General features: G+C 39.7%; 8 protein-coding genes. 5 read left to right on the forward strand and 3 right to left on the reverse strand.

Going from position 1 to position 16,581, the window contains the following annotated elements; translation table 11 throughout:
• The coding region (locus L654_RS0106405) for a glucoamylase family protein (RefSeq protein WP_024607599.1) at positions 1–8,445 on the reverse strand (8,445 nt) is incomplete at its 3' end.
• Between the two features lie 649 nt (positions 8,446–9,094).
• On the opposite strand from L654_RS0106405, the gene L654_RS0106410 reads away from it, so the two are divergent.
• Positions 9,095–9,832, forward strand: coding sequence for a Crp/Fnr family transcriptional regulator (locus tag L654_RS0106410; protein ID WP_024590349.1), 738 nt, complete (start codon positions 9,095–9,097; stop codon positions 9,830–9,832).
• A gap of 140 nt (positions 9,833–9,972) precedes the next feature.
• On the opposite strand, the gene L654_RS0106415 is transcribed toward L654_RS0106410, so the two are convergent.
• Complete coding sequence (locus L654_RS0106415) at positions 9,973–10,164, reverse strand: DUF2934 domain-containing protein (protein ID WP_024590348.1); 192 nt, start codon at positions 10,162–10,164, stop codon at positions 9,973–9,975.
• A 540-nt stretch (positions 10,165–10,704) separates the two neighbouring features.
• Between L654_RS0106415 and L654_RS0106425 the strand changes: the two genes are divergently transcribed.
• The gene (locus L654_RS0106425) at positions 10,705–11,445 is read left to right on the forward strand and encodes an HAD family hydrolase (protein ID WP_024607600.1); all 741 of its coding nucleotides are present in this window, start codon (positions 10,705–10,707) and stop codon (positions 11,443–11,445) included.
• Between the two features lie 139 nt (positions 11,446–11,584).
• On the opposite strand, the gene L654_RS0106430 is transcribed toward L654_RS0106425, so the two are convergent.
• The gene (locus L654_RS0106430; RefSeq protein WP_024590346.1) at positions 11,585–12,409 is read right to left on the reverse strand and encodes a PRC-barrel domain-containing protein; all 825 of its coding nucleotides are present in this window, start codon (positions 12,407–12,409) and stop codon (positions 11,585–11,587) included.
• A 666-nt stretch (positions 12,410–13,075) separates the two neighbouring features.
• Here L654_RS0106430 and corA point away from each other — a divergent pair.
• The 3 genes from corA to L654_RS0106445 all read left to right on the forward strand — a co-directional run.
• Positions 13,076–14,173, forward strand: a complete 1,098-nt coding sequence (corA, locus tag L654_RS0106435; RefSeq protein ID WP_225305725.1) for a magnesium/cobalt transporter CorA — start codon at positions 13,076–13,078, stop codon at positions 14,171–14,173.
• A gap of 180 nt (positions 14,174–14,353) precedes the next feature.
• A complete protein-coding gene (locus L654_RS0106440) occupies positions 14,354–14,593 on the forward strand; it encodes an SHOCT domain-containing protein (RefSeq protein ID WP_008168384.1) in 240 nt (79 codons plus the stop codon).
• Between the two features lie 70 nt (positions 14,594–14,663).
• Positions 14,664–16,581, forward strand: a 1,918-nt coding sequence (locus L654_RS0106445; protein WP_033027726.1) for a phosphoketolase family protein, incomplete at its 3' end; no start/stop codon positions are given.

Consider the following 16,581-nt stretch of genomic DNA (forward strand, 5'->3'; position numbering starts at 1 on the left):
GGCTACGACATAAGGTTCGCCTTTATAGGTTTCAACTTGTTCGGCGTTTTTAGCATGATTTAATGGATTGATTATATTCATCAATTCCCACGCTCTTTTTTTGTCGCCTTGTTGAGCAAATGCCATGCTTGCCCAAATAGCGGCATGCGTATACTGCCCGCCATTTTCGCGCACGCCCGGGACGTAACCTTTTATATAACCAGGGTTCATTTTTGATTTATCAAAAGGCGGATTGAGTAATTGGATTAATTTATCATCGCTATTGACCAAATGCTGATACAAAGACGACATTGCTTGCGTAGAGCGCTCATTATTAGCTGCACCAGAAAGCACTGACCAACTTTGCGCTATTGAGTCAATAGTGCACTCTGGGCTTTGTGATGAGCCCAGCGCGGTTCCGTCGTCAAACCATGCGCGACGATACCAAGCTCCGTCCCATGCATGTTTAGCTAGGTTACCTTGTAGTTTTTGTGCTTCATCGTCACAACGAGTAGCAAACTCTATATCGCCATGTAATGCAGCAATAGGTGAAAATTCTTGTAGTATTTTATATAAAAAGAACCCCAGCCAAACGCTTTCGCCTTTGCCGTGTATTCCAACAAGGCTCATACCGTCATTCCAATCTCCTGAGCCCATTAACGGTAAACCTTTTTCTCCAAAGTGTAAACCATGCTCAATTGCCAACACGCAATGCTGATAAAGGCTCGACCTTGCTGCACTCACAGAAGGTAAGTCGTAATAGGATTCTTCGTCGTCTTTAAGGGGGCGACCTTCAATAAAGGGCATTAGCTCATCTAAAATAGTTATGTCATCAGTGCCTTTTATGTAACGACACGTAGCTAATGGTAGCCATAAATAATCGTCTGAACAGCGTGTTCTTACACCGCGCCCTGATGGTGGATGCCACCAATGTTGCACATCACCTTCGCTATACTGACGTGTGGCGCAGTACAGTATGTGATCCCTTAGTAATGCAGGCGAAGCATGTATTAATGCCATGGCATCTTGTAACTGATCGCGAAAGCCAAACGCGCCACCACTTTGATAAAACCCACTGCGAGCCCAAAAACGACATGCTAAAGTTTGGTACACAAGCCAGCCATTTGCTAATACATTCAATGCAGGGTCGGGGGTATTAACCTGCACACTGCCGAGTGTTTGCTGCCAAAAATCAGTGACTTTTTCGAGTGCAATGCGTGCTGTACCGGGTTTTCTGAGTTTTAAAGCAAGCGTACTTGCTTGCTCTTTATTTTGCGCAGCACCGAGCCTAAAAATAATTGTGCGCTCTTGTTCACTTTGCAATTCAAAAGGGACTTGAATTGCACCGCACGGATCGAGTGCCGCTCCTAAGTTGCCAGATAAATGAGTACGAGTCATTGCCTGGGGATCGTGTAATGTTTTATTGCGACCAATAAACTCGCTACGGTCTCCTGTTAGTGTTCGTGACATATCATCAACGTCAAAAAAAGCAACTCTGCCACCAAACTCTGAGTTATAGGCATTAGAGGCAACCAATGCACCGCTCTTAGCATCAATTTCTGTTACAAGGTGTAGCGCTGTTTTAGAACGAAGATCGCCAAGTACCCATTCAACATAACCTGTTGCACTTAGGCGCCTGGTAGTTAATGAGTTGTTTTTAATTTTTAATACCGAGTATTTTACGGCGTCGAGTGTATCTACATACACACAAAGAGAGGATTCGATGCCGGTTTCACTGTGCTCAAAGGTACTATAACCAAAGCCATGGCGGGTTATATAGGGATTAGCCCCACGTTTTGGCATCGCACAAGGTGACCAAAATTTACCTGTATCTTCATCACGTAAATAAAAGGCTTCGCCACCAGATGAGCCTGTAGTGTCTGCACTCCACGGCGTTAAACGAAACTCATGGGCGTTTTCGCTCCACGTATAAGCAAAACCATTTTCGTCAATAACGCTGCCAAAATGTGCGTTTGCTAACACATTAACCCAAGGCAGAGGGGTTTTATTCGCTTCGGTGGTGGTAATAATATATTCGCGACCATCTTCACTAAACCCACCCAGTCCATTATTTAAAAGTAAGTTTTCTTGAGTATTGCCAAGCGCTTGATTGATTTTGGGATGTAATGCTTGAGTTGGGATTAATCCCTTTACGTTTTTCTCTGCAAGCGTTCGACGGTTTACTTGCTCTGCCAATGTGCCACTTTGATCAATAATAATCCGCGAAACGGCTTGTAACAGTATGCGGTCTTCATTCGAAATTTGTTCTGCTGAGCGAACGAATATCCCGCCAGGACGGTCAATATAATGAGACTCAGTACCCGTTGCGATTAGCCCCATAATTTGGTCTTGCAAACCTTGTCGGTAACCAACTTGCTCTTCATTCCAAATGACTAAATCAGCGACAAGCCCTTTTAAGCGCCAATATGCATGGCATTGAATAAGTTGGCGGGCAATTTCAATATTATTACCGCTGGCTACTTTTAATAATATGATAGGTAAGTCGCCAGAAATTGAGTAGCCCCATAGTCCAGATTGTCCTCGACGATTTTGTATTAGTACAGATGCGTTAGCTCGAAGAGTTGCATTGGCATACAAAATGTACCCAGCCAACTGCCGGTAGAGTTGAGCATCTGCTTCATTGGCGTTAATTTGGCGTAAGGTCACATCGCTATGAGTCCATGCTAAATCAAGTGCTCGATCGGTAATGTGATGATCTTGATATTTAGCAATTAGCGCAAGGCAAGCCTGTCTACTTTGTGCCATACCCGTTATTACATCGAGTGTTACTACACTGCCAGCAAGTAAAGTCACAGGGGCGCGAATAGCAACAATAGGATCAAGCACAGACCCTTGTTTAGAGTCAAGTTCGCCCATTTCTAGCATTGCTTGTGGTGAAACCAAAGAGCGACCTCTACCAATAAATTGCATGCGATCAGTTGTACAAGACAGGGTTCCGACTTTTGTTGTGCTGCTATTGTCGCGTGTTGAAAGTAAATGAAACATCCAAGGTGTTTTTTCATCAGCAGAGCGTGCACGACGAGTACATAAAATAGCATTGCCACATGGAAGTATTTCAGTTTGTACAAACAAATTACTAAATGACGGTTGCATAAGGTCGGCTGCAGGATTTGCCATTACAACTTCTGCATAAGTGGTTATATCAATTGTACGGGTATCGGGTGAGTGATTACTTAAGCGTATACGACGAAGTTCAATATCGTCCTCCGGAGAGACAACGATTTCAGTGTAAGTTTCTATATGCTGATCGCTTCGGCGAAACTCAGCGCGACCTTCAGAAAATGATGCGCTATACGACTGGGCTGGTTTTAGCGTTGGCTGGTGGGCTGCTGACCAAAAGTCGCCTGTGGCTGTATCTCTAACGTAGACAAATGTTCCCCAATTGTCGCAAGTAGGATCCTCACGCCACCGTGTAACGGCTAAGTCGGNGCTGTAGCCACCTCCTGCATTTGTAAGCATTACATGGTAACGACCATTTGAAAGTAGCTGTACTTGGGGTGTTGAGGTAATGGCTGGAATAGGTGGATTAACCTTTATTTTTGCATGTTCAAATAAAGCCCCGCTCTCTGCGTATTGGTCTATATGAGGTTGGAATATAGATGTTTTAGGCACGCGCTCTTGTAGTAATAGCAAAGCTGATTGCAGTAAAGGGTCTGATTCAAAGCGTTTTTGCATAGGCTGGTCAAGTAAATGATATGCCAATGCAAGTAAGCTCATACCTTGATGATGAGCCATAAAGGAGCGAATGACTGCGCTTTTTTGATCTCTGGATAAACGGGCAGGGGTGTAATCTATTGCCTCATACAATCCGTAATGTCCCTCAAGTCCACTATCAGCTAACAGTTGAAGATTTTCGCACGCGGCTTGTGGGTTAACCATTAATGCCAATGCAGACGCGTAGGGAGCGATGACGAGGTCTTCTGATAAGCCTCGTTTTAGCCCTAAACCCGGTACGCCAAAGGCATGATATTGAAAATTAAGAGAAGCATCTACCGTATTGTATGCCGACTCAGATATGCCCCACGGTACGTTTTGTCTTTTTCCATAATCAATTTGTCGGGTAACCGCTGCACGGCAAGTTTGTTCGAGCAATGTACCGTCGTAGCTAGGCATAACTAACATGGGCATAAGATACTCAAACATAGAGCCACTCCACGACACCAGCACCGGCTCGGCGCCAGCGCTGGTTAGTAGGCGACTTAGAGCGAACCAGGTTTGCTGTGGCAATTTACCTTGTGCTATAGCAATAAAACTGGCTAAACGTGCTTCAGATGCCAGTAAATCGTAAAAACTGGTGTCACGTCGATGCTCATCTACGTTATAACCAATAGCCAATAAATGGCGAGACTCATCATATAAAAATGCATATTCCATTTGTGCAAATTCAATCGCTCTGTTGGCTAATTTGTCACATTGCGAAATGCAATCTTTGGCAAGCTGTGTACTGGCTAAAGTATGAATTCGTAATGAAGAAAGCCACTGAGTTTCGTCGGATGGTAATACCGATGATAAAAGCGCATCAATTGCGTTAATAGTGTCGGGGCAACGTTTAACTAATTGCTGCATTGTCAAAATATTAGAATCAAGAAATTGCAGTTTTAAGCTAACTGGCGGATTAGTTAGTTTGAGCCATGGCGAAAATAAATAGAGTTCGTTTAGGGTACGCTGGCATTGCCTGTGTAAGTCTTGAGTCCATACTTTATGCTCTTTCGACTTTGTATCTAAATCATTAGCAGCGTCTTGCTTTATATTCTCTAACAATATTCGCGCATTATTATTGAGTGTAATTAAGTGCTGTTCAACGTCATATAGATTTGTAGGCGCAGTGATACGAACAGCGTTAAGTATTGAGCTCATGGCATTAATAGCGGTATCGATAATATTGTTTTTATTTTGCTCTGAGTCTAATTGCAATGTTTTAAACAAGTTTGCCACAATAGCCAAAGTGATACTTATGCCTTCAAACATTTGTGGGTGAACAATAGGTTTAGAAGGGAGTTCTTTTAATGCTATTTGTAAAGTTAAAAGGTGACCGGCTAAGTTACCGCTATCTACTGATGAAATATAGCGCGGTGGCAAAGGTTGCAATGTTTGTGTGTCGTACCAGTTATAAAAATGCCCTTCGTGACGCTCGAGTTTATCGAGTGTATTAAAGCAATCTTGCGTGCGTTGAATTAAATCACTTTGTACAATAAAACCAAAATCATAGGCGCTAACGTTAGCCAGTAAAGACAGACCAATATTAGTAGGCGATGTACGGTGCGCAATAACAGGACCGGCTTCCTCTTGATAGTTATCGGGAATTAACCAATGATCGTCTGCAGTGTTAAAGTGGTCGAAAAAAGCCCATGTTTTACGGGCAATAGTTTGTAAAAATAATTGTTGCTTGTCGCTCAGTGGCGCTAAATTATCGAGTTTAGGCTCACTAAACCACCATGTTATAACCGGTGATAAAAGCCATAATAAAAGTAGAGGAAATACCGCTAATATATTTGTAAAAGTTAAGTGTAAAGGGGCAAAGTAAAGTAGCGAAGCGATTAAAGTAATCGCAATAAATGGCGCAGTCCACATAGTGTAATAACTATTTATTAAGGCATTTACTACATAATTAGATTTATGATCTGTGACATGCCACTCTAATAAACGACGTTGAGTAAACAGCATTCGACCCGCACTACGTAATATTGCGGTTAAGTTAAACACAGCCTCAAAAGGTAAACATGCTAAACGAAAACCGATTTGAATAAGTTGACGAACAAAGCACTGTAAAACATCATGCAAATGGTGGGACATCAGCATTTCTGCGGGTTTGCGCATCGACGAAATTAGCGCGCTCAGCAATGGCGGTAATAAATAAATAGCACTTATGGCAAGGGTCCATTTCAATGGATTAGCTGCTGTAAACCAACCTACAGTAAGTAATAAAAAAATTGCGAATGGTTCGATACTTCGACGTAAATTATCAAGAATTTTCCAACGTGATAAAGGTGACAAAGGATTTTGACATTTATCGCTTCGAGTGTTTAAAACACGAGGAAGTAACCAGCGCACAATTTGCCAATCTCCTCTGATCCAGCGCTCACGCCGACACATATCAGTGTTGTAACGTGTAGGGTATTCTTCGTACAAGTGCACATCACTAATCAACCCTGAGCGAGCATAGCAACCTTCGAGTAAATCATGGCTGAGTATTTGGTTTTGTGGTAAACGGTTACCAAGTGTTTGTTCAAATGCATCTATATCGTATATACCTTTACCGATAAATGAGCCTTGTGAAAAGAGGTCTTGGTATACATCGGATATTGAACGCGTATATGGGTCGATACCCGGTTCTTCACCAAATAATTGCGAGTAACGAGAAGGGTTATGTCCCGATAGACTTGCTGCCATACGTGGTTGTAAAATGCCGTAGCCGCCTACAATACATTGTCTTTTTTCATCAAATCTTGGTTGATTTAAAGGGTGCGCCATGGTCGCAACTAACTGACGGGCACAATCTCGTGGAAGTTGTGTATCGGTATCTAAAGTAATGACATATTTAACTTTTTGTATATCGTTAATATCACCGACGATAAGTTCAAATGCATGTTCTATTGGGTTTCGAAGCAGTGCGTTTAGATCTGATAATTTTCCGCGTTTACGTTCAAACCCCATCCAAATTTGCTCTTTTGGATTCCAGGTTCGTGGGCGATGCAGTAAAAAAAAGCGACTTTCTTGCTGTAAAAGAGAAGGCTCTGCATATTTGGCATTAAGGTTTTCTATACCAAGGCGTACTTGCGATAACAACGCTTCGTCTGTGGGGAGTGTTTGTTGCTCTGCATCAGTAAAGTCGGTCAGTAGAGCAAAGTGTATATGTTGATCGCGATTACCTAAAAATCTAACTTCGAGTACTTCTAATAACTGCTCAATACTTATAGAGCTGGTAAGCATTGTGGGGATTACTACGAATGTTTTATTTTGCGCTGGTAACCCTTTTGAATAGTCCATTCTGGGTAATCGTTGTGGATCGACTAGCAAGGTAACTATCCAGTTTACAAGTGCTGAGGCTAATTGACTTGCTCCGAATAAAGTTAAAATTATTAAAAGAATAAACTGCCAGTGAGGTATGTTATTAGGAACGACCATAGCCATAAAAGAGGCACTAATTAGGGCTGTTAAGGATATAATTGCCCCTAAATAAAGTACTAATGTTATACGCTTGGCTTGCGAAAATAACGTTTTCAAAATAGGCGTTTTTACTGTTATGCGCTGCTTTAATTGCGTAATACCTTTATCAATTAAATAGTAGCCTACATGGTTAGGCGCAAGCGTTGTGTTTGATATTGTTTGGGCTTGATCAGCCTGCTGGGCTAATTTTATTGCTTTTTTAGCTATATCGACTTCTGAAAATGAGCTTCGCTTAGCGAGTTGATCTATGATTTTTCTGTAACTATCTCGCGTGATAAAGTCCATATAACCATACACACCCTCTATATCTTGGCGCAAAATGTGTTCTACAGCGCTATGATCTTCTACAAAATCCGCCCAGTTCATCGCGGTCAACCAGCGTAAGCTACTAATGTTATTGCTAATTGAGACTTGATCAGCGGCTTGTTGCTGATTCTCTTTTTGTATTAGTTGCTCTATGGTTAAACTCGAATCAGCTAGTTGTTGTTCAATCCAAGTAAGGGGAAGTGCTAATGCCGAACCATGCCCTTGTAATAAACGAGTTAGCTCTGCTACAAAAGCGCTTTCCATAGGAGGCTTTGAGCGTGCCATGTCGGCAATAACTAAAATTAAACTATTAGGGTCTTGCTCAGCAATTTCTAACATTTGATTAGCCCACTGTTGGGCTAGATTTAGGTGCTGGCGTGCGATTATGATACGTGTACTTACGCGTTGTAGGTTTTCAATTAAGGCTAACCTTAGCATAATTGGAATGGCCCAGAGCTCACCAAGGTTAAGCGTTGTTACGGTTTGATACGCGGCTAAAAATTGCGCTAGAATTTCGCTATCTACACGCCCGTCGCCATGGGAAATTACATTTAACGCAATATCATAAACTCGCGGCATACCTAAAGAGGCACCTTGCTCTAAACGTGGCAGTTCCTGACTATAGTGCTTAGGTAAATGAAGCCGAGCGGTACGAATTTGCTCTTCAATAAGATAAAAATTATCGAGTAACCACTCACCAGAGGGCACTATAGGCTGCTTTGCTTTAACGGCAATGGTTAATAAACTATTGGCTTTAATCAGTATTTTTTCGTTTTCGTCTAGGCGCTCAAGTAGCTGATCTTGAGTGTTTTTAGCATCTAAAATATGACTTTTTGCTAGTGATTTTGCATGTTTTTCCATTTGTTCAGCACTTAAGAGCTCTGATCGAATGGGGATTTGTTCTTTTGGGGGAGCTGATTTAAGCCAAGGGAAAAACGGCGAAAGGATGTTGATAAGCTTATTTTTATTCATCGTGGTAAATACTTGAGACTAAACGTCGTAGTGAAAATATTGACGGTTAAATTTATCACTGGATTTAAAAAAAGATGTTTTAAATTATTTTGGTTATTAGAGGTGAGCAAGTAATCATTAAAAATATTCATAAAGTTTATCTTATTGTTGAATACATACATCAACATATAACAAGCTTCGTTAAGGGTCGGTTCGTCAACACACATAGTCTAATAGTAGAGTTAGATTTTGTGTTTTATAACAGTGAGTTGTCGCCATGTTATGGTGTGGATTATCTTTAAATTTCATCAACTATTATGCATATATATCAACTAAAGGCAGATAAATTTAGACTATGTGTGTTAGCGTACATATTCGCCTTGTTATATTGAGTATCTTATTATTTCAGTGAAGTACAGCTGGGAGTGTCGGCTTATATTTAAAGTGAATAAACGTATATAAAATAATTAAAGGCACCTTAAAATTCTTTAATAAAAATAGAACAATTTTTATTATCAAAAAGCAACGACCTTTCATTTCTAGCGCCTAATAACTGTATAAACAAATCCGAGTTTATTATTAAAATATCCTGACTTACATACTTTCAAAGCCATTACTTTTAGGTTTTATTAGTTATAAGTTGGGCATATAAAAAGGAAATTCACATTAGATGGGTCAATTGAAGAACAAACTGCTTAATGCTTTATCTACTGACGCACAACACCGCATGTTTCCGCTTTTAAAGCGAGTCAATTTATCCCTTGGAGAAGTTATTTATGAAACAAGTGAAAAGCTCGATTACGTTTATTTTCCAATAGATAGTATTGTTTCATTATTGTATGTGATGATTGATGGCTCATCTGCTGAAATATCAGTTATCGGTAATGAAGGGGTTGTAGGTATAGCTGTATTTATGGGGGGAGAAAGCACCCCCAACCGAGCTATTGTGCAAAGTGCTGGTACCGCTTATCGCTTACCCGCTTGTGAGTTACGCAGGCAATTTAATAGCGAGCCTGATATGCGTATGCTCATGTTACGTTACACGCAATCATTGATTACCCAAACAGCGCAAACCGCAGTTTGTAATCGACATCATAGTATAGTGCAACAACTAAGCCGCTGGCTTTTACTATCGATTGACCGTTTACCGAGTAACAATTTAATAATGACTCAAGAGCTAATAGCAAATATGTTAGGCGTAAGGCGTGAGGGGGTAACTGAGGCCGCTGGTAAACTACAAAAGCTGGGTATTATCACTTATAAACGTGGTCATATTAGTGTGATAGACCGACCTCAATTAGAGTCTCAGTCTTGCGAGTGCTATGAGGTTGTAAAAAGAGAAACAGACAGGTTGGAGTCTTATATGGAAAAAAAACCTAACGTTAGAAAACTATCCATTATCAGTTAATATATTTTGGTATCTAATAAGTTTATTTACATAAAAATGAAATCCGGTAATAGCTTCAAAACAGCCCAGCAAGTTGCTCATTGAGCCTGGGCTTTAAAATTTGTGTATGTTCTGCTGTTAGTGGGCTTTTTACATTTAACCTACTTTGGTAGTTGTCCGTCTACTTCCTTTTCAGCTTCAAGCCAATCATTTAAGTGATTGTCACCGGTAAAGTCACGATCACTCGCTAATGAGTAAGCTTTAGCTTCAATCATGTCATGTCGGCTGAGACCTTCTTTATTCAAATTAGGTTTAGTTTTTGATACTGAATTACTTGAGATGTTATTACTCATGTGATTATTCCTAAAATATTACTCGATAAAATAAAAAACTTAATACCAAATTAAAACATTGAGTGTAGTTACATTATTCTCAATCTTAAGTGGAATGTAAGCTCGATTTATCATAGTAATACCAATGTGCAATAATACTTGATCAATTTGAGGGCATAAACCTGACGCTAACTGTGTTAAAAATTTCTGATAAAGAACAACTAAATAACGAAATTTTTGCCTTGTTATCGACACGGTTTTCTTACCTCAAAATAGCTCACTTAATTAAGCAAATTGGTATAAAAGCAGTACTACGTATAGCTTAAAAGACTATTCTACAATTTGTATGACCGCTTTATCCTAATGGCTTTGCAATTTTGAGTCTGTGCCACAGCGAACATAAATCACCCATTATCTGTATTTATAGTAATTTTGAGAAGGTAACGAGCGTTGAATATATGAGCTTTAATAATCATTGTTTGGCGCGATACCGTACAGAGTCAATATTAATAAACTCATATAATAAAATATAAAGTACTTAAATTATTTTAAGGACAGCGCGTGCAAACAGTTCCCGATATCGTATTTTTACTAGATGTTGATAATACATTGCTCGATAGCGATACTATTTTAAGCCATTTGAAAGATTTTTTAGAAGGTGAATTTGGTTGTGAAAATAGTGACCATTACTGGTCTATTTTTGAAAAACTTCGTAAAGAACTCGGTTATGCCGACTATTTGGGCGCACTACAGTGTTATCGAATGGAACATTCTGATGATCCGAGACTGCATCTGATTTCTTCTTTTTTAATTAATTATCCATATAAAGAAAGGCTTTATCCTAACGCACTTGCTGTGATTGAACATTTACAACAATTTGGCCCCACCGTTATTTTGTCTGATGGCGATATTGTATTACAACCACTTAAAATTTTACGCTCCGGTTTATGGGATGCAGTGGAGGGAAGGGTGTTGATATATGTTCACAAAGAGCAAATGCTTGCAGCAATAAAAGAGCAGTACCCCGCTAAACATTATGTAATGGTAGATGATAAGTTACGTATTTTAGCTGCTATGAAAGCGCAGTGGAAAAATGATTTAACAACTATATTTCCACGTCAAGGACATTATGCCCACGATATTAAGCAGCTACTTACCTATCGAAAGGCAGATACGAGTATTGATAGTATAAGTGATTTACTCAACTACGGTTTTTCTTATAAAGTGGATTTAATTGAATACAATTTAAATTCAAATAAAAAATTGTTTTATATTGATGTGTATTGCTCTTATTTTATTTGAATTTTACCTGAGTTTTACAAGTAACATTTGGAGGAAACGTTTTTAAGTATAAAAGCAAATATCGTCCTTGAATATTTGCTTGGTAAGAGTGTTATAAAAGGCAGATTAAGACACGCTTGTTTTGGAATTTGTGCCTGTTTTAACTTTGTTTATTTACTGTTTTAGCAATTTTTTCCCAGTATGCAGCAAGTTCATAGTGATGAAAAACAGCTGCTTCAAAGTCCTGAGTTATCTCTTTATTTGGCTCATATACCGGCGCATCTTTTATCGCTTTACGAACTAAATCAGTTGAAATTGAGTTGTCGAGCCATTGCACTTCGTAAATCCATGCTGACGGGATAAGTGCTTGATGTCCTCCCCACCAATTGCTCGTCTCAACAATTAGGTAACGAACCGCCCATGTATTTTCTTCAACTAAAAACCCTGATACATGGCCAATGTCTCCGTCTTTAGCGTGTATGTTATAGCCAATAATAGCTTTGCAACTACGAAGATTAGGATCCCCTTTTTGATCATGCTGACTTTTTATACTTTTATGAATTAGATTTGCGCTGCGGGCACCTTCGACACTATGTTCAAAAATGTCATTGCCAGGATATAAGGAGTAGGGATATATCCCGCTTCCCCAAAAATTAGTACCGATCCAGTAATACGGGTATCCATAGTAGTTTAGGTAATCCATTTCATGTTGTCGTGAAACGGGTTTATTAGTATCAATACCAGGACTATTTTTAACTTGGTCTTTACTGATTAAAACAGGGAAAATCTTTTCATCCCAATTTGGGTTTTGCACCGCAATAGGGGAAATTAAAACTTTGCGACTCGATAGCCACGTGCCTGTTTCTACAACAAAATAACGTATCACCCATGCTAGGTCATCAAACAAAAAATCTTTTTCTTTGCCTACAATACCGTCACTAGCAGCGATTGCACAACCTTCTAAGTCTTTCATACTACGTAACATAATAACGATCCTTTTTAGTGGGTTATTTGCATTTGTAATGCATTATTTTTGCAGTTTTTAACGCGCTTTTGCTTATCAAGTGCTTTCTTCTTATTTAGGGCACGTTTATCTTTTGAGGTTAAACATGCGCAGCCCTTTGGGTTAATTCTAGAGCGTGAGCTGGATGCGGAAGCTTTGCTCGGTTTTTACCGAGCCCGCTAGGTTGCAAACCTTGCGCCGCGATTAAATAGCCCCTAGATAGAACAAATTTCTATCTTAAAAGGTCAACAGACCCTAATGCTTATCTATAAAAAACCATGCTTTTATAAGCTGTAAAGTACAAACGATAAGTAGATTAATATTTCCAGTTTCGGCTTTTGAAAAACAAAGGTCTGTGCGCTGACGAACAAGCAATGTTATTTTTCATTGATTTTGAGGTAACGCTATAACAAGAATAATTAGAACGTGCGAAGTGTATTTTTAAAACTGACATTATATTTGAGTGTTAGCGCACGGACTCTATGCTTATTTTTGAGTAGCGTGGCTTTGTGACTGACTTTTATTCGCGCTGTAAGTGTTGATAATACTCACTTTATTCAGCTAACTTTAAATAAAGTAATCGAGCATATAATGTTAATACATAATAAAAAGAGAAAGTTGGGTGCTCCAGCATTGGGGCTATATAATGTGCGCAAGTCGAGAAAACATAAATATAACACTATTTCTGGGCCGTCACCCAAAGTTGAATACGTTGCTGGTGTTTTAGCGCCAACAAGATCAAACAATGCTGTTATACGTTATATAGATTATTCAGCTAGCCGTATAGAAGCCAAAGAGGTTAGTGATATTGATGAGTTTTTAAAAACTCCTCAACCCGAGTGGGCAACAGTGAGGTGGATCCACGTGAGTAATACAGACTCTTATATTGTTGGTTTACTTCAACATCATTTCGCATTTCATACGCTCACCGCAGAAGATATTTTACATGTACCTCAGCGACCTCGTATCGAATTTTTTGACGATCATTTATTTGTTGTATTAAGCATGTTGAAGCTAGAGACGCATGAGCCCAATAATACAATCCTTGATATTGAGCAAGTTAGCTTACTTTTATATGACAATGTTTTACTGAGTTTTCAAGAAAAACCAGGAGACGTGTGGCAATCCGTTCGCGGTCGTTTGCATACAGAAAATCGTCGTATTCGCAAAAATGGTACTGGTTATTTACTTTATGCATTACTTGATGAACTGGTTGATAAATGTTTTCCGGTACTTGAACAATATGGCGATATCCTTGAGGAACTTGAAGTAACAACACTTGAAAATCCAACTCCCCACGTACTGCATCATATCCATAGTATTAAACGAGAATTGGCATTATTAAGAAGAATTGTTTGGCCTATGCGAGAGGTTATCGACCATTTGTATCGCGAGGAAGGAGGCAGAATAGATGACTCTACGCGCCCTTACCTTAGAGATGTGTATGAGCATAATATTCAAATTGTTGAAATTATTGAGTCATACCGTGAAATGGTAAGCGGTTTAAGTGAGCTATACATGTCAGCTATTTCAAATCGTATGAATGAAATTATGAAAGTGCTTACTATTATATCTTCTGTTTTTATACCGTTAACATTTATAGCTGGAATTTATGGAATGAACTTTAAATACATGCCAGAGCTAAACTGGACTTGGGCATATCCCGTTTTGTGGTGTGTTTTTATTTTGATAACGGCAGCAATGATATTTATTTTTTGGCGTAAAGGTTGGCTTAATAGAAATTAACTTTAATAGAAACAAAATTTAATAGAAACAGCAAGTAAATGCTCAATAAAACAACTACTTATGATTAACAATAATAAATGCGTACGCTAGCGAACAGAACCAATAATATCACTCACTTACACTCATTGTATTAATTGGGGTGTAAGTGTTTTGCGCTCCATATTTTAAGTGGAGATTAAAATGGGTCATGAATTTTGGAGTGAGTGGTACTCAGGTTGGGGTTGGTTTTTATGGTTTGGTATGTGGTTATTGCTCATATCGAGTTTAAGCCATTGGGGTTATAGCTACCGAACCCATAGACGCTATGGGTTAGAGTCTAATAAAACAGCAATTGATATTCTTAATGAAAGATACGCCAGCGGCGATATTGACAAAAAAGAATTCGAGCAAAAAAAACAGGACATAACTACCACTGCGTAGTTAGTGCGCTGGCTAATCCTCGCCATGCTCTTATATAGAGCATGGCTTAAGCATTTTTGGATGCGACAAGATGGAAACCCTGCATATGATTCTTCCTTCATTAACATCAAAAGAATTAGAGTTAATTGACGCATATTGGCGTGCCACGAATTACCTGTCGGTAGGTCAAATTTATTTATGCGATAACCCACTTTTAGAGCGCCCACTGATACTAAGTGATATTAAAAATATGTTGCTTGGGCACTGGGGAACAACACCCGGGCAAAATTTTATTTATGCGCATTTAAATCGCATTATTAAAATACACGATCTAAATATGATTTATGTATCTGGCCCAGGGCATGGCGGGCAAGCTATGGTTGCTAATACTTATCTTGAGGGGACCTACAGTGAAATTTACCCTGATATAAGCCAAGATAAAGCAGGTATGCAAAAACTGTTTTTGCAGTTTTCGTTTCCCGGTGGCATTCCTAGTCATGTGTCGCCCGAGTGTCCGGGCTCGATTCATGAAGGTGGCGAGCTGGGCTATTCTTTGAGTCATTCGTTTGGAGCTGTATTTGATAATCCAGACTTAATAGTTGCTTGTGTGGTGGGTGATGGTGAGGCAGAAACAGGGCCTATTGCAACTGCATGGCATTCTAATAAGTTTCTTAATCCTATCAGTGACGGTGCTGTTCTCCCTATATTGCATTTGAATGGGTATAAAATTGCCAATCCTACCGTTTTAGCGCGTATTACCCATGAAGAATTAGAGCAATTAATGTTCGGTTATGGCTGGAGCCCTATTTTTGTTGAAGGACATGAGCCTGAGCTAATGCATCAGGCTATGGCTAAAGCACTTGATGTCGCAATACATCAAATAAAAAAAATAAAAAAAGATGCTCTCGATAACAACGATCCAACTCGTCCACGTTGGCCAATGATTATCCTCATTTCACCTAAAGGGTGGACGGGTCCAAAGCTCGTAGATGGTTTTCAGATAGAGGGAACATCGCGTGCGCATCAGGTTCCTATTTCTAGCCCATCAGCTCATCCAGATCATTTGCAATTATTAGAAAGCTGGCTGCGTAGCTATCATCCAGAAACACTTTTCGATTCACAAGGGCGTTTATTACCAGAGCTTGCTGAATTGGCCCCAACGGGGAATCGCCGTATGGGGGCAAATCCTCATGCGAATGGTGGGTTGCTGCTAGAAGATTTACATATGCCTGATTTTCGCGATTATGCATGCGAAGTAATCTCTCCCGGTATACGAGGAATTGGTGATACCAGAGTTTTAGGTCCATTTTTGAGAGATATAGTTGAGCTTAATGACGAGCAACGTAATTTTAGAGTATTTGGACCCGACGAAACAGTATCCAATGGTTTAGGTGCACTGTTAGAGGTAACCGATAGACAGTGGAATGCAGCAACCCATAGCAACGATGAGCAGCTTTCGCCTAGTGGCAGAGTAATGGAAATGCTGAGTGAACATCAATGTGAAGGTTGGCTTGAAGGATATTTATTAACCGGCCGCCATGGTTTGTTTAATAGTTATGAAGCGTTTATTCATATTATTGACTCGATGTTTAATCAACATGCTAAATGGTTAAAAGTGGCGGCAGGTTTACCATGGCGTAAAAAAATCGCTTCACTTAATTATTTACTGGCATCGCATGTATGGCGACAAGATCACAACGGTTTTACCCATCAAGATCCGGGTTTTATCGATCATGTTATTAATAAAAAAGCTGAAATTGTGCGCGTTTATTTACCGCCTGATGCTAACTGCTTGCTGTCGGTAATGGATCATTGTTTGCGAAGTCGTCATTACGTTAATGTCGTTATTGCAGGCAAGCATCCTGCGCCGCAATGGTTAGATATGGTGGCAGCTGTTAAACATTGCGAGGCAGGGATTGGCATTTGGCAATGGGCGGGTAATAGCGTAGATGCAACACCTGATGTGGTGATGGCTTGTTGTGGTGATGTGCCTACATTGGAAACGATGG

Source organism: Pseudoalteromonas sp. TAB23, from assembly GCF_000498075.1.
GTDB lineage: Bacteria > Pseudomonadota > Gammaproteobacteria > Enterobacterales > Alteromonadaceae > Pseudoalteromonas > Pseudoalteromonas arctica.